Raw genomic sequence first — 19,746 nt, 5'->3', positions numbered from 1 at the left:
AACGTGTTTCGCATTGCAAGGCGCCGCATTCTGGCCGTGCTGACGGCCGCGACTTTCGTCGGGCTGCCGCTGGGGGCCGTGAAGGCGGCCTATCCGGAGCAACTGATCAAGATCATCGTGACCTTTCCGCCCGGCGGCAGCGCCGACACGGTCATCCGCGCGCTCGAACCCTTGGTCACTGCCGAGCTCAAACAGGGCCTGGTCATCGAGAACCGCGCCGGAGCAGGGGGCAACATCGGCATGGCCGCGGTCGCGCAGGCGAAGCCGGACGGCTACACGCTCGGCGTGGCGCCGGCGGGTGCGCTGACGGTCAACCCGTATCTCAACTCGTCGATGCCGTTCGAGCTGAAAGATCTCGCGCCCATCACCCTGCTCGCGGAAATCCCCTTCGTGCTCGTCTCCGCCGCCGACATTCCCGCGCACAACATGGCCGAAACGGTCGCGCTGGCCAAGGCCAGGCCGGGCGCGCTGTCGATTGGACATGGCGGCAACTCGACCGCGATGCATTTGACAGCCGCGCTGTTCACGCACAAGACCGGGATCGCGATGGAGCTGGTCCCCTATCGCGGCACCGCACCGGCGACGGTCGACGTGCTCGCGGGCCATATCCCGTTCGCGGTGCTCGATATCCCGGCATCGCGGCAATTGATCCTGGAGCGCAAGCTCAACGCGATCGGCGTTTCCTCGGCGCGCCGCCTTGCGTCCTTGCCCGATGTGCCAACCCTCGCGGAGAGCGGCATTGCAGGCTTCGAATCCGTTGGTTGGTTCGGGCTCGTTGCTCCCGCAGGCACGCCTGCCGACGTCATCAGCAGGCTGAACGAGGCCTTCACGAAAGCGCTGAAGGACCCATCGGTGGTCGAGAAAATTAGGACGCTCGGCGCAGAGCCTGCGCCGATGTCGCCCGAACAGTTCGCCCGCTTCATTCAGGACGAAAGCGCGAAATGGGGCAAGCTCATCCGCGAGGCCGGTATCAAGGCGAACTAAAGCATGATCCGGAAAAGTGCGCAGCGGTTTTCCGAAAGGATCATGCTCAAACAACAAGCTAAAGCGCGATGGCGATATATCCTCATCGCATCGCGCTTTAGTCGTCATGCGACCGCAGCCTCGTGAGCAGGCGCTGCTCGGCAACCCGAAGCTCGTGACTCCGGGCCGCTTACGCGGTGTTGCAGCCAATGTTCGACACCGGTCGCCCGCTAATGCACGGCGATGCCCGCCCTCTCGATCACGCGCTTGTTTCGCGCCGTCTCCTCGACGATGAACGGCAGCATCTCGGCCGGTCCCTTGTCGGCGATCGAGACCTGGCCGTTGGCGGCGAGGTCCGCGGCGATGCCGGGGTCGGCGAGCACGGCGGCCAGCGCTTCGGAGAGCTTGCTCACGATTTTCGGGTCGGTCCCGGCCGGGACCGCGACCCAGGTCGAGCCGGCATTGACGGCGTCGGGATAGCCGGCCTCGAGCACCGTCGGCGCATCAGGCAGCGCGGCCATCCGCGCCGCGCCGGTGGTGCCGAGCACCTTGACCTTGCCGGTGTCGATCAGCGGCCGGAGCACGGTGAGGTAGTCGAAGGAGACGTCGAGGATGCCCGACATCATGTCGGTCATCTGGCTCGAGCCCGACTTGTAGGGCACATGCGTCAGCTTGATGCCGGCGGCCGCCTGGAGCATCTCACCGGCGAGGTGCTGTGCGGTGCCGGGGCCGGGCGAGCCGAAATTGACCTTGCCCGGATTGGCCTTCGCGTAGGCGACGAACTCAGCCAGCGTGCGGTAGGGCGCTGCCGCGGTCGCGACCAGGATCTGGTTGGACGAGCTCACGCCGCGGACGTGGACGTAGCTCTTGAGCGGGTCGTAGTTGAGCTTCGTCAGGCCCAGGCTCGGCTGGATCGTCATCGGTCCGCCGGAGGCGTAGAGCACCGTGTAGCCGTCGGGCTGGGCCCGGGCCACGAACTCCGTCCCGATGGTCCCGCCGGCGCCGGGTCGGTTCTCCACCACCACGGGCTGCCCAAGCCGCGTTCGCAGCAGCTCCGCGATCTTGCGCGAGACGAGGTCGGTGACGCCGCCGGCCCCGAACGGCACCACCCAGGTGATCGCGCGGTTCGGCCAGGATTCCACAGTCGTCTGGGCCCTCGCGGCGCCCGCCTGGAGCGCCAGCGTCGTCGCGGCGACCAGACACAGCAGCGCTCGCGTCACCGTGGCTCCGGGGCGACCGCTCAGGCCGTAGCCCGCGCCGGATCCCGCGGCGGGGCCGTCACTGTTGACGTGATGCTCGATGAACCAGGCTGCATCGAAACCGGCGGCGTGCGCGGTGACGGTCTGCTCGACCGCCTCGCTGATCACCTGTTGCGAGGTTTCATGATCGCCGCGCGTCTGCGTCACGGCGAAGGCGCCGGTGCCCATGGATGCAGTCCCCCCTCATTGCAGCGTGGCCGTTCATGGCCGTGTTGAGCGGACGCTATAGCCTCGAGTCTTCTCCAACCATGGGCGTAGTCTGAGCATCTCCTTTGCAGAATATGAAAAGATCGATTGATCGCTGTCAGGCCATGGAGCCGATCCCTGTCGCGGGTCCGCCGAGACTCGCGGAGAGCGGCGTTGCGGCTCTTGAATCCGTCGGTTGGCCCGGGTTCGTGGCCCCCGCGTAACTCATTGAACTTGCAGCCCACGTTTACTGTGCATGGGGTTGTTCTCGCGTTTATTGTTATCCGGGGCATAAAACCTCTGGCACGGCGGCACGCGCTTGAACCCAATCCCCGCCCGCTCCGACCCAGCAATGCCCCGCCCTCCGGCGGGACCGAGGTAACCACACCCGATGTTCGACAAGACTTACCGCGACCGCCTCGAAGCCGATCTGGCGCGATGGGAGGCCGAGGGCGTGATTGCGCCGGCGGCGGCCGCGTCCATCCGCAATGCGCTGCCGCCGCTGCCCGCGGGCATCAACATCGCCGTGGTCGTCGGCATCGTCGGCGGTCTGCTGATCGCGGCCGCGTTCCTCGCCTTCGTCGCCGCGCACTGGACCGAGATCGCGCGGCTGGCGCGGTTCGCGATCCTGATCGCAGGCATGGCCGTAACAGGTGCCCTCGGCGCCTGGTTCGCCGCCAGAGGCCGCGACGTTCTTGCCGATCTCTGCGCCAGCATTGGCGCGATCATCTTCGGCGCGGGCATCGCGCTGGTCGGCCAGATGTATCATCTCGGCGAGGATTTTGCCGGCGGCATGCTGCTGTGGTCGATCGGCGCGTTCGCCGCCGCGCTGTTGACCGGCTCGCGCGGGGCGCTCGCGGTCGGCCTCGTCGCCGCCAGCATCTGGACCTGCATGCGGATCCACGATTCGCCGGACGTCCTGCATCTTCCCTTCATGGCGGTCTGGCTGATCGCAGCAAGCCTTGCCGCCGCGTGGAATTCCCGCGTCGCCGCCCATCTCGTCGCGCTCGCGGTGGTGCCGTGGTGGATCGCGACCTCGCTGCGCTTCGAGCTCGACGGCGCCCAGCCGGCCTTCGTGCTCGCCAACGGCGCGGCCCTGCTGTTCGGCGCCGGGCTTGCGATCGCCGCGATGCCATCGCCGCGGGCGGCGCGGCTCGGCAGCGTGCTGTCGATCCACGGTGCGTTCGCGCTGGCCGCTGCGGCTTTCCTGGAGGTGACGACGGCCGACGACATCATTCGCTTGCGGACGGCGCGCGCAGCGTCGGCCCAACCGCTGTGGGCGATCCTGTGCGGAGCGGCGGGGGTGATCCTCGCCCTCGTCTCTGCCACGCTCACCAGGCGCAGAGGCGAGATCCTTGCCGCCGGCGCCATCGGGCTCGTGCTGCTGGCCGCGCCGTTTTGGCCGGTCGCCCCGGCCGGCGAGCCCTGGCTGGCTTATGCCGCGCTGCTTTGCGCCATGCTCTGCCTCGTCGTCTCCGGCGTGCTCGATGACGTCCGTCCGCGCATCGTCGCCGGCTGGCTCGGCATCGCCGGCGTGATCGCCGGCATCACCTGGGCGGTGAAGGGCTCGCTGCTCGCCCGCTCGGCGTTCCTGGCGGCGGCCGGTGTCGTCGCCGTTGCCTTTGCCACGGCGCTCAACCGCGCGCTGCCGAGGAGTGCACGATGAGCCGGCTGGTCACGTCCTTGTCTGCGCTCTGGCAGCGTATCCCGAAAGCCGTGCTGTTCGGCGTCGCCGTGCTGGTGCAATGCCTGCTGCTGATGCTGATGGTCGTCGATCGCGTGCAGATCCTGCGCGAAGGCGTCGAGGTGACCTTGCAGACGCAGCCGGTCGATCCGCGCGATCTCCTGCGCGGCGACTATGTCGTGCTCCGCTACCTCATCTCGGAAGTGCCGGCCGGCGCGCTCGCCGGCAAGCCGGCCGACGCGCGCAATCCGACCGTGTTCGTCAAGCTCGCGCCCAACGCCGAGGGCCTTTACACCGCCGTTTCCGTGCATGCCGAGCCGGTGCCGGTCACCGCGCCCGAGGTGCTGATCCGCGGCCGCGTCAGCTATTCCTGCGGATCGAACGTCCGCACCTTCTGTGACAAGCTGACCATCAAATACGGTCTCGAGAGCTATTTCGTGCCGCAAGGCGAGGGCGGCAAGCTCGAGCAGGCCCGCAATCAGCAGAAGCTGCGGATCGTCGCCGCCGTGCTGCCCTCGGGTCGCGCCGCCATCAAGCGGCTGCTGCTCGACGGCGAGCCGGTGTACGAGGAGCCGCCGTATTGAGCTTCGTCATCTCGCTGCCGCCTTCAGCGCCCGCCGCAGCGCGTCCCACACATGGGGATCGTTCATCTGCGCCACGTTGAAGCGCATGAAGTGCGAGGCGGTCTGCGACACGCTGAACACGTTGCCGGGCGCCAGCACCAGATTGTCCTCGAGTGCCTCGCGCGCGACCTCGGCGGCGTCCTGCCCGCCCGTGAGGCGGCACCACAGGAAGAATCCGCCGCGCGGCATCAGCCAGGGCTCGATGCCGATTGCCCCAAGCTTTCGCGCGACGTCGCGGCGGGCGTTCGCGAGCTTTTGCCGGAGCTCGTCGATGTGCTTGCGATAGCCGCCGCCGGCCAGCACCTTGGCGATGATCTCGGTCGCGACCGGGCTGGGGCCGCCAAAGTGGGTCGCGACCTGGAGGTCGACGAGATGCTCGATCCAGTCGGCCCGCGCGGCGATGTAGCCTGAGCGCACCGAGGCGGACAGCGTCTTGGAGAAGCTGCCGATGCGGATCACGCGATTGAGCCCGTCGAGCGCGGCAAGCCGCGGCGAGCGCTCCGGCTCGAGGTCGCCGAAAATGTCGTCCTCGATGATGGTGAGGTCGTGCGCGGCGGCCGCCGTCAGCAGCCGGTGCGCCGTCTGAAGCGACAGCGTCGCACCGGTCGGGTTGTGCAGGGCCGAATTGGTGATGTAGAGCCTGGGACGCTCGGTGCCGAGGATCTCTTCGAAACGCGCGACGTCGGGGCCCGTCGAAGTATAGGGCACGCCGACGATCTTGGCCTGATGCGCCCGCAGCAGGGCGCGGAAATTGAAGTAGCAGGGATCATCGACCAGCACGGTGTCGCCGGGACGGAGCAGGAAGCGGCAGACGAGGTCGGCGCTTTGCGTGCCCGAGCCCGTCAGCATCAGCTGATCGACGGAGGCGGGAACCGCATCCTCGGCCAGTCGTGCGAGCAGCAGCCGGCGCAGCGCCAGTCCGCCGCGCGTGCTACCGTAATCCGTCAGCAGATGCGTTTCGGTCCGCGCCAATGCGCGGACGGCGCGGCGCAATCCGGCCTCGGGCATCCAGCGCGGCGGCAGCCAGCCGCAGCCCGGCTTTGCCACGGCGGCGTCGGCATCGAGCGATTGCCTGGAGACCCAGAACGGATCGACCTCGCGGTCGCGCCGCGGCCCGGCTTCGGCAAGCGCAAGCGGCGGCATGGTCGTCGGCGCGACGTAGAAACCCGAGCCGCGGCGGGCGCGGATCAGGCCCTCGGCCGCAAGGCGGTCATAGGCTTCCACCACCGTGGAAGGGGAGACCTCCATCGCCGCGGCGAGACTGCGTATCGAGGGCAGCCGGTCGCCGGCACCGAGCGCACGGCCCGCGACCTTGGCCCGGATCGCGCTCATCACGTCGATGGTCCGCGTGCCGTTGCGGCCTCTGGTTTGCGCCTCGCCGGCCAAAGTGTATGACCTTCCATACCCACACAGTTCGGCCAGATTGTACTGGATTGTCACTGGTCTCGCCACCGCCGAAGGCCCAGTGTCGCGGCTCCGGAGAATGGGACGGACATGCAATCTGCGGGCAGCGGCTGGGGCAACGGACTTCTCGGCGTCGTCATCTTCAGCGGCTCCTTGCCGGCGACGCGCGTCGCGGTCGGCGGCTTCTCTGCGCTGTTCCTGACGTCGGTGCGTGCGGTGATCGCGGCGCTGATCGCTCTCGCCGTGCTCGGCCTGCTCCGTCAGGCCCGGCCGCAGCGCAACGATCTCGCTTCCCTCGTCATCGTCGCCGTCGGCGTCGTGGTCGGCTTTCCGCTGCTGACAGCGCTCGCGCTCCAGCACATCACGTCCGCGCATTCGATCGTCTTCATCGGCCTTCTGCCCTTGTCGACGGCGATCTTCGCCGTGCTGCGCGGCGGCGAGCGGCCGCAGCTGCCGTTCTGGCTGTTCGCCGGTCTCGGCAGTGCGACGGTGGCGGGCTTCGCCTTGTCCGGCGACGGATCGGTCTCGCTCACCGGCGATCTCTTGATGGTTGCCGCAATCGTGCTGTGTGGGCTCGGCTATGCCGAAGGCGCGGCGCTGTCGCGCCGGCTCGGCGGCTGGCAGGTGATCTCCTGGGCGCTCCTGCTCGCGCTGCCGCTGATGATCCCGGTCGCGCTCCTGACCTGGCCGCCATCCTGGAGCGGCGTCGGCGTGCCCGCCTGGATCGGGCTCGCTTACGTCTCGATCTTCAGCATGTTCGTCGGCTTCATCTTCTGGTATCGCGGCCTCGCCCTCGGCGGCATCGCGCGCGTCGGCCAGCTGCAGCAGCTCCAGCCGTTCTTCGGCCTCGCGCTCGCAGGGCTTCTGCTGCACGAGCCGGTCGCCTGGAGCATGATCGCCGCGACCATGCTCGTGGTCGCCTGCGTCTTCTTCGCGCGGCGATATGCGTGAGAACACCCCCCGCTAGCCCCTGTCTTCCGGCCGATCAGGCTCTTTCGATCCCTGGGATTCGCGCGATCGTCTCGGCGAGGAAATCGACCAGCAGCCGCACCCGCGCGACACCGGATCGCTCGGGCACGATCAGCATGTTGAGCGGAACGGGAGGCGGCGAATAGTCCGCAAGCACGCGTTCGAGCTTGCCGGTCGCGAGAAGATCGTCGACGAGCCAGAGATGTGTGGGCGCAATGCCGCGACTGGCTGAGAGCGCCTCTCGCGCCGCAAGTCCGTGATCCACGCGCAACCGCCCGGCGAACGGGACCTCATGGCGTCCGCCGCGGCGTCCTTGCAGAACGAGCACATCGCTGCCGGCGATGTTGGACATTCTGATTCCCTGGTGATGGGCGAGCTCTTGCGGACGCGCGGGCCTGCCGCGCTCGGCAAGATAGCCGGGTGCGGCGACGAGCACGCGCCGCGACTGGCCCAGGGATCTGCGCTTCATCGAACTCTCGGCGAGCGGCCCCAGACGGAGCGCGACATCGACCCCCTCCCTCACGAGGTCGATCCGTTCGTCCGTCAGGCTGAGATCCACCGACACGTCGGGATAGCGATCCTGGAAGGCAAAGACGAGGCGGCTGACGTGGAGCACGCCGAAGGCCGCCGTGCACGATATCCGCACCATGCCGGCGGGCGCGCCGCGCGTGCTGCGTGCCTCATCGCCCGCGCGCTCGACCAGGCGCAGGATCTGAACGCAATCGGCATAGTAGCGGCGCCCCTCCTCCGTCATCGTCACGCTGCGCGTGGTCCGCGTCAGCAGCGGCACGCCCACGGCGTGCTCCAGTTCCCGGATATGCCGCGTCACGCTGGACTGGCCCATGCCAAGCTCGCGTGCGACGGCCGACAGGTTTCCCCGCTCGGCGACCCTCACGAAGCTTCGCATCCGCTCGAGGCTGACCTCCGATCTATCCATTTTTCGGCATAATCCTATTCATTGCCAATATCTACCGGATTGCCGTCAGCCGCGCTAGCTGCGTGACATCCTCAACGAATGGGTGCTGATCATGAAGGTGTTGGTTGTCTTTGCGCATCCCGAGCAGCGTTCGCTCAACGGCTCGCTGCGGGATGTTGCTGTCAGAGAGCTGGAGGCGCAGGGCCACGACGTGTTTGTGTCGGATCTTTATGCCCAGGGCTGGACGTCGGCCGTCGATCGCGCCGACTTCCCCTCGCTGCCAGCGGATGCGCGGCTCGCGCCCGCCGCTGCATCCAAGCAAGCTTTCGAGGCGGGCACGCTCACTCCTGACGTCAAGGGCGAGATCGAGAAGCTGCTGTGGGCGGACGTCCTGATTCTGCAATTCCCGCTGTGGTGGTTCAGCATGCCGGCGATCCTGAAGGGATGGGTCGACCGCGTATTCGCCTACGGCTTCGCCTATGGCGTCGGCGAGCACAGCGACAAGCGGTGGGGCGACCGTTATGGCGAAGGCAAATTAGCCGGTAAACGTGCGATGCTGATCGTGACGGCCGGCGGCTGGCAGGAGCACTATTCGGCGCGCGGAATCAACGGGCCGATCGACGATCTGCTGTTTCCGATTCATCACGGTATTCTCTACTACCCGGGATATGCGGTCCTTCCGCCCTTCGTCGTCTACAAGGCCGACAAGCTCGACGAAGCCGGATTCGAGGCGACCACCGAACGTTTGCGGGAGAGGATGAGGACGCTTGCGACGGCCTCGCCCATTCCCTATCGGCGCCAGAACGGCGGCGATTACCTGATTCCGAGCATGCAGCTCCGCGCCGGGCTCGAGCCTCCCGAGGCGCGCGGCTTCGCGATTCACCTCGCGCGTGCCGAGGCGAGCATCTCGGTCGCGGCGTCCGGCACCAAAGCGCGATGCGATTAGGATCGTCATCGCGCTTTAGGTTGTTGCCGCGGACGCGGGGGAGATTGACGATTCGCGGCTGCGTCGATCGACGTTGGAGCCGCGAACGAGCTCACTCCATCACGGTTTTCGTCAGCGTCGAACGGGCGAATTTCTTCAGCGGCATCGGCTTGCCGAACAGGAAGCCCTGCACGAAGTCGAAGCCGAGCTCGTTGGCGACGACGAGGTCGGCGCGGCTCTCGACACCTTGCGCCACCGCGCGCGCGCCATAGCCCTTCGCGAGCTCGACGATGTGACGGCACACAGTGCGCTTGAGCCGGTCGTTGCCGCTGCCGGTGACGAACTGACGGTCGGCCTTCAGCTTGACGAAGGGAATCCGGTCCAGCTCCATCAGCGCCGGCCAGTTGGCGCCGAGATTGTCGATCGACAGGCCGATATTGTGCAGGCCGACCTCGCGCGCGACCTCGGTGAGAAGATCGAGGTCGCGGATCGCCTCCTCGCTGTCGATCTCGACGGTCAGGCCGCCGAAAGCCGGATGCGTCGGCACGCGGCGGCAGAGATCGCGCACCGCATGCGGCTCCCTGAGATAGGAGGCGGGAAGATTGATCGACAGATCGACCGGGCTCTGTTGCTCCAGCAGATAGTGCCAGTCCTGCATGGCGCGGTCGATCACGAACTCCGACAGGTCGCGCAGATGCGGATCATGCGGCTCGGGAATGAAATAGGCCGGCGGCACGACGCCCCAGGTCGGATGCCGCATCCGCACCAGCGCCTCGGCGCCGCTGCGGACCAGCGTGCGCGCGTCGATCTTGGACTGGTACCACAGCTCCAGCCAGCCGGCATGCAGCGCTTCGCCGACATGGACGGCCGGGCTCGGCGCCGGCTCCTCCGGCAGCAGCATCGCCACGCGCTCGCGCAGCGTCTCCGCGGCGAAGGGCGTGGTCAGCGGCGGCAGCATGGCCAGGCCATATTCCTCGCCGACCTGCCGCACGGCCCTGACGATGATCGATTCGCGCGCGCCGACCGCCAGAACCTTCCCGGCGAAGGCCTCGCGCACCAATATCTCCAGAAACCGTCCCGGCTCGATGCCGTCGGTGGCGACGCCGAGCAGGATCAGATCCGGCAATTCGCTGGCGAGCACCGTCTGCAATTCGTCCGCACTGGCGCATTCGCTGGTGACGAAGCCGAGATCCTCGAGCACTTCGCTGAGGAAGGCGCGCAAGTGACGCTTGCTGTCGGCCACGCAGGCCCGCGGCGTCACCTTTCTTCGCCCGAAGGTCACAGGCCTCCGTCCGACGAGTTCAACCATCCCATCGTTCATCTACACCACTCCCGTTCCGTGACGGTTTCTTAAACGGCGAGCGTGGGTTCAAATAAGGAGAGCTTCCCATCGTTGTTGAATTATCTGAGTAACGTTAAACCCTGCAATTCGAGCTAATTTCTCGACAGTTTGTTCGAAAAGAATCTGCATACCCCAGCACCGCACGCTCAACGACTGCGAGCGCTCGCAGAATCGCCTGCACGCGATACCGGGAGCGTCTGCTCGTCGACGGACGCAGGCGGCGGCGAGGCGGTGTGCCCTTTCGAGGCACCATCGACGCATCCGAGAATGAATCACAGCCGCTCGTTCGAAATGCGCCGCTGCCGGCGCTTGGCAAGTTAAGGTGAACAGGACTGCGTTCTCCGCGGCGGACTCAGTCACATCTGCCCGATGCGACCGCGTGCATTGGGCGAGCGACCGGCAAGCCGAACGATCCGCATGCGCGCGGGGCGGGCATGTTTCGCTGACGCTCGCGATGGTTCTGCGACATCGCGGCTGCGCCTGCGGCCGCGAATGTGAAGCGCATTACACGCGGATTCCCGCACTTGCGCTAATGCTCCGCGCAGCCGGTGGTGGGCTGTCGAGGATTACGACCATGACGACACGGCGAATGATGTACTGGTGGTTCCGGATCGTGATGTCAGGGCGATTTCTGGATCGCTTCCTGTGCCTGCCGCGCGCGCATTAGGCGCAAGGTCAGCTCTGCCCGATCAATTTGCGAAACGCCGCGGCGCCGTCGTGCACCACGTCGCGTCCCTTCCAGGCGAGGTAAGTCAGCTTGCCCGAGAGCGTGTCGTGGCTCCGCAATCGACGCGATCCGAGGATGTGGCCGACATTGTCGGGAAAGCGGCTCACCTCGGCCGACACCAGGGTCGCGATCGCGTCCATCAATTGCTGAAGGCGGACGCCCCATTCGCAATTCTCGATGCCGTCGATGCGCACCTTGAGCGCATATTCGGTGTCGTAGATATCGGCGAGCAGGTCGCGGGCGATCAGCACCCGGTTGTGCCGGAGCGCGACACGAAGCGCGAGGCGCTTGTCGTCGAGCCGGTCGAGCACCATGTGAACGACGCAGGCATAGGGCGTGGCGGCGACATCACTGGCGCTCTTGCTTGCGGCAGCCTTGGTGGCGAGCCGCACCAATTGCCAGGACGTCGTCAGGCGCCTCGCCACCAGCGCCAGCGCGAAGGGCAGTGCTTCGGGATGGGCCTTCTTGAAGGCGTCGAGCTGTGCGGTGATCTGAACCACCTGGCCGTCGTCGAACTTCGCGATCTTGTCGGGCAGCTTCTCGTTGAATTTCGGCAGCGCATCGCTGGCGCGCAGCACATACAGCATCTTCCTGACGTCGTCGAAGGCGCTGCGCGAGGCGGTGTATTGCGCGAGCTTGCCGCGCGCGAACTCGGTGCTGTCCACTGATGCGAAGGTGCTCTCGAGAACCTTGACGACCTTGGTCTGGAAGGTCGAGGCGACCTTCAGGACCTCCTTCTGGTTGTTCACGGCGATCTGGTCGTTGATCGCCTTGATGTAGTCGCGCGCCATGGTCGGCAGCAGGTCGCGGCAGATCCACTCCCAGATCGGAGTGAGGGTGTTGCGCGAGATCCGTCCCATGTTGGCGTGCTCGGGCGCGCCGTCGATCAGCAGCAGCTCGAGCGGCGCGAAGAAATAGCGCGAAGGGCTGGTGGCGCGCGCCTGGGTCGATCCGTCCTTGCGAAATTCGGCGCGCAAGCGGGACTGGATCTCGCTCGAACCCGGCATGTCGATGCCGCACAGCTCGAGCCGCTCGAGCTCGCTGAGCAGACAGCTGCGAGACAGCGGCGTCAGCCGCTGCAAGAATTCCGACAGCCGATCGATCTCGTTCATGGCACGCAATCTTTCGCAGCGTTTCCCGCAGGCGTTCAGGCCCAATGCGTGGGAGGCATTTGCGCGCTCTCAATCTCGCCAAGAGAAGCAAGTCGCCGTTAATTATTCCGTAAAATCCGGGGGGAGCGCGGCCGGACCGGGCGATCAGGGCCCGCCTGCCGTCCGATTCCGGCTGAATTCAACCTTCGCGGGGGCGGCCGCGACCTCGCGCAAGCACAAATTGTGCCGACGCCGCTATTTCAGCGCAAAGCCGCCGAAATCACCGTAGTCTTACGGAGCAAAAAGTTAACCACAGGCCGCCCCCGGTTCCGCTAAATGAGTGACATGGGGTCACAGAATGATACGGCCACCGATTCGCGGCCGTCGGAATGGTACGACAGCAGCGCCGCTGCAGCCGAAGAGCTCGATTTGGTCCGCCTCAGCGCCGCCCGGGCCAAGGCAGCCGACGAAATGGCTGCGGCCATCGCCCGCGAGCTCAACGGCCCCCTGACTGCGCTGCTGCTCTATATGGGCGAGATCAAGCATCACAGCGATCAGCTCGCGCCGGCGACCGGCGACCGAGCCTATTTGCAGCGGGTGGTCGAGAATGCGCTGGCACAGACCGAGCGCGTCTGCGCCCTGGTCAAGCAGCTTGCCGGCCCCGACAAGGGCGGCCTGCCGGTCCCGTCCAGCGCCGCGGATACGGACACGAAGGCCCTGCGCACACAGCAGAACCCGCGCGTGCCGAGCGCCGAGCTCCTCGGCCTGTCGGGCCAGAAGCGCCTGACCAAGCGGGAGCGCGAGGTGCTGAGGCTGATCAGCGAAGGATACTCGAACAAGCAGGGTGCGCTTCGGATGCAGATCAGTCCGCGCACCTTCGAGAGCCATCGTGCCGAGGCGATGCGCAAGCTCGGTGCGCGCAACACTGCGGACCTGGTCCGCGCGGCACTGCTGCATTCGATCGACTGAGGGGGCCGCCGGTGGCGGCCCGGGCTCGACGAAATCCGGTCGCGCTCAGAAATAGTCTTCGGCGAAGGGACGCGCGCGCGAGGCGGGGCGCAGCGGCTTGATCTCTTCCTTCGGCCCGTTCGGAATGATCGTGATGGTCCAGCGGGGCGGCATGCTCGATTCCTGCTCCAGCACCGAACGCACGAAACCCGTCACCGTCGAGTCGCCAGCTTTCACCGTTGCCATCCGGCCGTTGAACTGTGCGATGCGGAAGCGGCGAACCTCTTTCTGGTCCGCAGTCTCAAAGGTGAACATGGAAACCCTCCTGGTTTGCCGCGACTATCGCCACCTATGATTAGCCATCTCTAAAAATCCAAAGCCGTAGAAGTACGGCGGGAATGCACGCGCGGGTGGTCAGCGCGGCTCCTGCGCGCGGGCGGCGGCATAAGCCGCATCCATCAGGTCCAGGAGATCGCCGAATTCGACATCGCCGAGTCTCTCCGCGGTCTTCTCCAGCGTCAGCGCCAGCGCCGCCAGCCTGACGTAGCCGAACGTTCCAGCCGCGCTCTTGAGCGAATGCGCTTCGCGCGCGATCCTGCCATGGTGCTGGGCGAGCGCAAGCGTCCGGAATTGCTGCAGGCGCGCGGCGGTCTCGCTCCAGAACACCTCGCGCACCTCGCGGGCCCCGTCCTCGCCGATCTCGCGCACCAGCGCTTCGTATGCACGCCCCTCGCGCGCGGGCTCGGCATCAAGCGCCTTCTGCGCGGGCGCGACGGTGACGTCTAACATGGTCCTGCTGCCTTGATCACGGGTCGTTTGCCGCGCGGCACGTGCCGGCGCGAGCGGCCCCCGTGTCTACCGCACGCCAATTTCAGTTCCGGTAGCAGGACCTGAGGTGTTTGAAGGCCGGCATTAGCCGGCGGTTCACCATGCGGCCGCGGTCAGCGCGCGCCGAGCAGCCGGTCGTACTGCGCCTTCACGGTGGCGTAGCATTCGCAGGCCGTCTGGCGCAGGCCGTCGAGGTTGAGGATCTGGATATGTCCGCGGCTGTAATGGATGAAATTGGCCTGCTGCAACGTGTTGGCCACCAGCGACACGCTGTTGCGACGCGCCCCGATCATCTGTGCCATGGCCTCCTGGGTCAGCAGCAGCCGGTAATCGCCGGACAGATCATGCGTGTGCAACAGGCAGCGCGCCAGCCGCGCCTCCACCGGATGGGCGGCGTTGCAGCCCGCGGTCTGCTGGACCTGGGCATAGACCGCCAGCCCGTGGCGCGTCAGCAAGGTGCGCAGGGTGCTGCTCTGGTCGGCGGCGATCCGCAGCCGGTCGAGATCCATCACCGACGCAAGGCCCGGCATCAGCACGATGGCGGTGTTCAACGCGCACGCATCGCCCATGGTCGAGAGCGTCCCGAGCACGCTGTCGCGGCCGATCATGGCGACCTGAACGTGTTCGCCCTTGGCGAGTTTCACCACCAGCGAGATGACGCCGCGGTGCGGAAAATAGGCGCGCTTCAGCGTCTTGCCGGTCTCGACCAGCACGGCGTCATGGGGCAGGTCGACTGTCCGCAGGTGCGGGCGGATCAATTCATAATCGTCTGCCGGGAGCGCGGACAGGAAACCGTTGGACGAGCGCACCATCGTTTCCAAAGCTGCCTCCCGTGTCCTGCCGATTGAATCGCGATGCCCAAAGTCACGTGCGGCGCAGCAGCTTCCATCATGTTCCCCTCGGGATATGTTGGCAATTGGGACAAGATGTCCGCCCCGACGATCGTTCCTGGATGCGGCGTTCATGCCGGCACACAATTGATGTCCCGAGCCATCGTCACGGCACGGCTCCCAGGAGGCGGAGACGGTCGACCTTCACCGTCGCATAGCACTCGCAAGACGTCGCCTGCAGCGCCCGCAGGTCGCGGATCTCGATGTGGCCCCGGCTGTATTGGATGATGCCAGCGCGCTGGAGGTCATGTGCCACCAACGAGATGGCATTTCGCCGGACGCCGATCATCTGGGCCAGCGCCTCCTGGGTCAGCGGCAGGATTTCGCCGGGAGAGAGGTCGCGGGCGCGCAAGAGCCAGCGCGCGAGCCGCGCCTCGACCGGGTGCAGCGTATTGCAGAGCAGCGACTGCTGCGCATGCGCGAGCAAGAACTGCTCGTGGCGGATGATCAGCTCGCGAAACGACGCGCTTGCGGCAGCGACGGCCCGGAAAGCTGCTATTTCCAGCACAGAAGCCGTCCCGGGAAACAGCACGGCCGCGTCCGACAGCGCGATGCCGTCGGCCAGCGCGGCGCCGCCGCCCACGACGCTGTCGCGGCCGAGCATCGCAATCTCGATCGTCTGACCGTCGGACAGGCCCACCGTGATCGAGACCGAGCCGCCATGCGGGAAGTGGACATATCTCAGCGCGGCACCTGCTTCACCCAAGACAGACCTCCTGACCATTTCGACCGTCGCGAGATGCGGGCGCAGGAGCTCGAAAGCCGGCGGGTCGAGCAATTGCAGCAGCTGATTGGGCGGGGGTCCGCTCGCGGTCATGCAGGTCAATCCGGCGGGTTCGATGGAACAACTCTGCGGGCGTTGGTTGTTCAGTGGCGCGGCGAACACAACCTATTGTAAAGGTTGCATCGGCGTCCATATACCCGTTACAGGGCAGACAGACCGTCCGATTTGCGGCCGAAATGAGAAGGGCGTCGATTCGCTGGTGAGCGGCGGCGTCTCCTGCAAGGGCATGCAGGAAAAAGCGGTAATGGGGGCCTCATGAGCCGGAAGCATTGCATCCGCGCCGCCATCGGGCGACTGATGACCTGCGCCCTCTCGTCCGTCGAACGCGTGACGATCGTCCAACATTGCTCTGGGCCCTGGCGCGCGATGGCCGCGCAGCTCGATTCCGTCGTCTCCGTTCTCCTCGGTCCGCCAACGACATTTGCGGCCATTCCCTTTCTTGATCGAAAGCAAAGGAGAAAGGCGTGCCCCACGGTCCAATGATTGAAACGCCTAAGCCGGACGCTCACGAGAGGACCGAGGGTCGATACCATATTCTCGTCGTCGACGACGATCCGATGGTGTGCATGGCCATCGAGGTCTATCTTCAGCGCAACAATTTTCGAGTGACGATTGCCGATGGAGGTGAAGCCGGACTGCGCGCTCTCGAACATGGACAGGTCGACCTGATGATCGTTGATATTTTCATGCCGCACATGCGCGGGTTCGAATCGATCCGGCTCTTCCACGAGCGCGCGCCGGTCGTTCCGCTGATCGCGATGTCCGGCTACGCCTTCGCCGATCTGAATTCGCCTGCACCCGACTTCCTCCGGATGGCGCTGGAGCTCGGTGCCGCACGCTGTCTGCGCAAACCATTCACGCCGCACGCGCTGCTCGCGGCCATCAACGATTGCCTGGCGGAGCATCGTGCCAACGGCGGCGGCATGGCCGCGAGATTGGGTTAGCGCGGCGCCGGCCGCCATGACAACGAGGTAATCGTTCGTTTACCTCAAACGCTGGATCTGCAGCGCGGGGCGACAACGCGAAACCGGGCATGCGAGCGCGTTGCCGCTCGCGCGCGGTCCGGTCCAACGTTCCGCACGCCGGCCCTATGGTCCTTCACGAGCAGGACTTTCGCGCGCGCTTCGCCCCGTCGTTGTCGTCGGTACGTCACCGCATGCCTCCGGCGCTGCGGCGCGCAGCCGGATTTGCCGAAAAGCGCTGCTGCCTTCCGCCGAACCCCAAACTTCTCATCAATATCCGTATTAGCACGGAGGATGAAATTAACGGGACTGTGAAAGGGGTTGTCTAACGATCCAAGAGGAGGGCTTCCGTCCGTGCCAAGGATGGCTCAGGCGTCGAAGTCCGGATTTAAGTTAGTGTTCAGGTCAGTAAGGCGTAGCTCATGGATGATCTGTTGCGGGAGTTTCTGACGGAGACCAGCGAGAGCCTGGACACCGTGGACAATCAATTGGTGAAGTTCGAGCAGGAGCCGAACAACGCCAAGATCCTGGATAACATCTTCCGCCTGGTCCACACCATCAAGGGCACCTGCGGCTTCCTCGGGCTGCCGCGGCTGGAAGCGCTGGCCCATGCCGGCGAGACCCTGATGGGCAAATTCCGTGACGGCATGCCGGTGACGGCCGAGGCCGTGACGGTGATCCTGTCCTCGATCGACCGCATCAAGGAGATCCTCGCAGGGCTCGAAGCCACCGAGGCCGAGCCCGAGGGTAACGACCGCGATCTCATCGACCAGCTGGAAGCCATGGTCGAGCAGGGCATGGCCGCCATGTCAGCGTCGGCTTCGCCGATCGCGGCAGGCGCTGCTGCTCCCGCACCCGTCGCCGACGCCCCGCCGCTGGTGCCGGAAGCCCCGGCTGCCGCACCCGCCAAGGAGATGGCCACGGGCACGCTGATCGACCAGACCCTGGAGCGTCCGCTGCGTCCGGGCGAAGTCTCGCTCGACGAGCTCGAGCGCGCCTTCCGCGAGACCGCGATCGAAGCGCCGGTGCCCGCGCCGGTTGCCAAGGCCGAGGTGAAGCCCGAGGTGAAGCCCGAGGTTGCTCCCGAAGCACCGGCCGCCAAGGACGCAAAACCCGCCAGGGAGAAGGCCGCGCCGAAGAAGTCGATGGCCGACGAGGGCGCCTCTGAAGGCGACCGCATCGCCAACCAGTCGATCCGCGTCAACGTGGATACGCTGGAGCATTTGATGACCATGGTCTCCGAGCTGGTCCTGACCCGCAACCAGCTGCTGGAGATCTCCCGCCGCAACGAGGACACCGAGTTCAAGGTGCCGCTGCAGCGCCTGTCCAACGTCACCGCCGAGCTGCAGGAAGGCGTCATGAAGACGCGCATGCAGCCGATCGGCAATGCCTGGCAGAAGCTGCCCCGCATCGTCCGCGACCTCTCATCCGAACTCGGCAAGCAGATCGAACTGGAGATGCACGGCGCCGACACCGAGCTCGACCGCCAGGTGCTCGATCTGATCAAGGACCCGCTCACCCACATGGTGCGCAACTCCGCCGATCATGGCCTGGAGACCCCCGCCGAGCGCCTGGCCGCCGGCAAGGGCGAGCAGGGCACCATTCGCCTGTCCGCCTATCACGAGGGCGGCCACATCATCATCTGCATCGCCGACAACGGAAGAGGCCTGAACACCGAGAAGATCAAGGCCAAGGCGATCTCTAGCGGTCTCGTCACCGAGGTCGAGCTCGAGAAGATGAGCGAGGCCCAGATCCACAAGTTCATCTTCGCTCCGGGCTTCTCCACCGCGGCCGCCATCACCTCGGTCTCGGGCCGCGGCGTCGGCATGGACGTGGTGCGCACCAATATCGACCAGATCGGCGGCACCATCGACATCAAGAGCGTGGCCGGCGAGGGAAGCTCGGTCACCATCAAGATCCCGCTGACGCTCGCCATCGTCTCCGCTTTGATCGTGGAAGCCGCCGGCGACCGCTTCGCCATCCCGCAGCTCTCGGTGGTCGAGCTGGTGCGGGCCCGCGCCAACTCCGAGCACCGCATCGAGCGGATCAAGGACACCGCGGTGCTGCGCCTGCGCAACAAGCTGCTGCCGCTGATCCACCTCAAGAAGCTCTTGAAGATCGACGACGGCGCGGCCTCCGATCCCGAGAACGGCTTCATCGTGGTCACTCAAGTGGGCAGCCAGACCTTCGGCATCGTCGTCGACGGCGTGTTCCACACCGAAGAAATCGTGGTCAAGCCGATGTCGACCAAGCTGCGTCACATCGACATGTTCTCCGGCAACACCATCCTGGGCGATGGCGCCGTCATCATGATCATCGACCCCAACGGCATTGCCAAGGCGCTCGGCGCCGCCGGCTCCTCGGCCCATGACATGGGCGACGAGAACGGCGCCCATCACATCGGCTCGGGCGAGCAGACCACCTCGCTGCTCGTGTTCCGCGCCGGCTCCTCGCAGCCCAAGGCGGTCCCGCTCGGCCTGGTCACGCGCCTGGAAGAGCTCCCCGCCGACAAGATCGAGTTCTCCAACGGCCGCTACATGGTGCAGTACCGCGAGCAGCTGATGCCGCTCGTGGCCATGGAAGGCGTCACCATCGCCAGCCAGGGCGCCCAGCCGATCCTGGTGTTCGCCGACGACGGCCGCTCCATGGGCCTCGTCGTCGACGAGATCATCGACATCGTCGAGGAACGGCTCAACATCGAGGTCGGCGGCTCCTCCTCCGGCATCCTGGGCTCGGCCGTGATCAAGGGCCAGGCCACCGAGGTGATCGACGTCGGCCACTTCCTCCCGATGGCGTTCTCCGACTGGTTCACCCGCAAGGAGATGAAGCCGTCGCTGCACTCGCAGTCGGTGCTGCTGGTCGACGACAGCGCGTTCTTCCGCAACATGCTGGCCCCGGTGCTGAAGGCGGCCGGCTACCGCGTCCGCACCGCGCCGACCGCGCAGGAGGGTCTCGCTGCGCTGCGGGCCCAGAGCTTCGACGTGGTCCTGACCGACATCGAGATGCCCGACATGAACGGGTTCGAGTTCGCCGAGACCATCCGCGCCGACAACAATCTCGGTTCAATGCCGATCATCGGCCTGTCCGCCTTGGTGTCGCCGGCGGCGATCGAGCGCGGCCGCCAGGCCGGCTTCCACGATTATGTCGCCAAGTTCGACCGTCCCGGCCTGATCGCGGCGCTGAAGGAGCAGACCGCGGGCGCCGCCGGCGCCTCCGAGCTGAGCCGGGCCGCAGCGTAACCCAGG

General features: G+C 66.2%; 17 protein-coding genes. 8 read left to right on the top strand and 9 right to left on the bottom strand.

Going from position 1 to position 19,746, the window contains the following annotated elements:
- Positions 1–3 precede the first annotated feature (3 nt).
- Positions 4–984 carry a Bug family tripartite tricarboxylate transporter substrate binding protein gene (locus WI560_RS31225; RefSeq protein ID WP_375306237.1) on the top strand — a complete coding sequence of 327 codons (981 nt, stop codon included), beginning with the start codon at positions 4–6 and terminating at the stop codon, positions 982–984.
- Positions 985–1,193: 209 nt separating this feature from the next.
- Here WI560_RS31225 and WI560_RS31220 read toward each other — a convergent pair whose 3' ends face one another.
- Entirely contained in the window at positions 1,194–2,390 is a 1,197-nt protein-coding gene (locus WI560_RS31220; RefSeq protein WP_375306236.1) for a tripartite tricarboxylate transporter substrate-binding protein, read from the bottom strand.
- Between the two features lie 409 nt (positions 2,391–2,799).
- On the opposite strand from WI560_RS31220, the gene WI560_RS31215 reads away from it, so the two are divergent.
- Together WI560_RS31215 and WI560_RS31210 are read left to right on the top strand one after the other, a co-directional pair.
- Entirely contained in the window at positions 2,800–4,074 is a 1,275-nt protein-coding gene (locus tag WI560_RS31215; protein WP_375306235.1) for a DUF2157 domain-containing protein, read from the top strand.
- Entirely contained in the window at positions 4,071–4,676 is a 606-nt protein-coding gene (locus WI560_RS31210; protein ID WP_375306234.1) for a GDYXXLXY domain-containing protein, read from the top strand. The genes WI560_RS31215 and WI560_RS31210 overlap by 4 nt, the downstream gene beginning before the upstream one ends.
- 6 nt (positions 4,677–4,682) lie before the next feature.
- Here WI560_RS31210 and WI560_RS31205 read toward each other — a convergent pair whose 3' ends face one another.
- Complete coding sequence (locus tag WI560_RS31205) at positions 4,683–6,047, bottom strand: PLP-dependent aminotransferase family protein (RefSeq protein ID WP_375306233.1); 1,365 nt, start codon at positions 6,045–6,047, stop codon at positions 4,683–4,685.
- 162 nt (positions 6,048–6,209) lie between these two features.
- Between WI560_RS31205 and WI560_RS31200 the strand changes: the two genes are divergently transcribed.
- Positions 6,210–7,070 (top strand): DMT family transporter, encoded by an 861-nt coding sequence (locus WI560_RS31200; RefSeq protein WP_375306232.1) that lies wholly within the window; start codon positions 6,210–6,212, stop codon positions 7,068–7,070.
- A 34-nt stretch (positions 7,071–7,104) separates the two neighbouring features.
- Here WI560_RS31200 and WI560_RS31195 read toward each other — a convergent pair whose 3' ends face one another.
- A complete protein-coding gene (locus tag WI560_RS31195) occupies positions 7,105–8,025 on the bottom strand; it encodes a LysR family transcriptional regulator (RefSeq protein ID WP_375306231.1) in 921 nt (306 codons plus the stop codon).
- A gap of 91 nt (positions 8,026–8,116) precedes the next feature.
- Between WI560_RS31195 and WI560_RS31190 the strand changes: the two genes are divergently transcribed.
- Complete coding sequence (locus WI560_RS31190; protein ID WP_375306230.1) at positions 8,117–8,950, top strand: NAD(P)H-dependent oxidoreductase; 834 nt, start codon at positions 8,117–8,119, stop codon at positions 8,948–8,950.
- Between the two features lie 91 nt (positions 8,951–9,041).
- Here the strand turns inward: WI560_RS31190 and WI560_RS31185 are convergent, their stop codons facing one another.
- Positions 9,042–10,250 carry an EAL domain-containing protein gene (locus WI560_RS31185; protein WP_375306229.1) on the bottom strand — a complete coding sequence of 403 codons (1,209 nt, stop codon included), beginning with the start codon at positions 10,248–10,250 and terminating at the stop codon, positions 9,042–9,044.
- A gap of 696 nt (positions 10,251–10,946) precedes the next feature.
- Positions 10,947–12,110 (bottom strand): hypothetical protein, encoded by a 1,164-nt coding sequence (locus WI560_RS31180; RefSeq protein WP_375306228.1) that lies wholly within the window; start codon positions 12,108–12,110, stop codon positions 10,947–10,949.
- A 324-nt stretch (positions 12,111–12,434) separates the two neighbouring features.
- On the opposite strand from WI560_RS31180, the gene WI560_RS31175 reads away from it, so the two are divergent.
- Positions 12,435–13,058, top strand: a complete 624-nt coding sequence (locus tag WI560_RS31175) for a LuxR C-terminal-related transcriptional regulator (protein WP_375306227.1) — start codon at positions 12,435–12,437, stop codon at positions 13,056–13,058.
- A gap of 45 nt (positions 13,059–13,103) precedes the next feature.
- Here the strand turns inward: WI560_RS31175 and WI560_RS31170 are convergent, their stop codons facing one another.
- The 4 genes from WI560_RS31170 to WI560_RS31155 form a co-directional block, all read right to left on the bottom strand.
- Entirely contained in the window at positions 13,104–13,352 is a 249-nt protein-coding gene (locus WI560_RS31170) for a hypothetical protein (protein ID WP_028133218.1), read from the bottom strand.
- Positions 13,353–13,451: 99 nt separating this feature from the next.
- On the bottom strand, positions 13,452–13,826 hold the full coding sequence (locus tag WI560_RS31165; RefSeq protein WP_375306226.1) for an Hpt domain-containing protein: 375 nt from the start codon (positions 13,824–13,826) through the stop codon (positions 13,452–13,454).
- Between the two features lie 152 nt (positions 13,827–13,978).
- Entirely contained in the window at positions 13,979–14,677 is a 699-nt protein-coding gene (locus tag WI560_RS31160) for a Crp/Fnr family transcriptional regulator (RefSeq protein ID WP_375306225.1), read from the bottom strand.
- 184 nt (positions 14,678–14,861) lie between these two features.
- The gene (locus tag WI560_RS31155) at positions 14,862–15,572 is read right to left on the bottom strand and encodes a Crp/Fnr family transcriptional regulator (protein ID WP_375306224.1); all 711 of its coding nucleotides are present in this window, start codon (positions 15,570–15,572) and stop codon (positions 14,862–14,864) included.
- A gap of 446 nt (positions 15,573–16,018) precedes the next feature.
- Here WI560_RS31155 and WI560_RS31150 point away from each other — a divergent pair, with 446 nt between their 5' ends.
- Positions 16,019–16,483, top strand: coding sequence for a response regulator (locus tag WI560_RS31150; protein WP_375308956.1), 465 nt, complete (start codon positions 16,019–16,021; stop codon positions 16,481–16,483).
- A 440-nt stretch (positions 16,484–16,923) separates the two neighbouring features.
- Positions 16,924–19,740: a chemotaxis protein CheW gene (locus WI560_RS31145; protein ID WP_375305574.1), complete on the top strand. Its 2,817-nt coding sequence runs from the start codon at positions 16,924–16,926 to the stop codon at positions 19,738–19,740.
- Positions 19,741–19,746 lie beyond the last annotated feature (6 nt).

It is taken from the genome of Bradyrhizobium sp. A11, from assembly GCF_042077125.1.
Classification (GTDB): domain Bacteria; phylum Pseudomonadota; class Alphaproteobacteria; order Rhizobiales; family Xanthobacteraceae; genus Bradyrhizobium; species Bradyrhizobium japonicum_B.
This window is presented reverse-complemented; position numbering and strand designations above follow the sequence as displayed.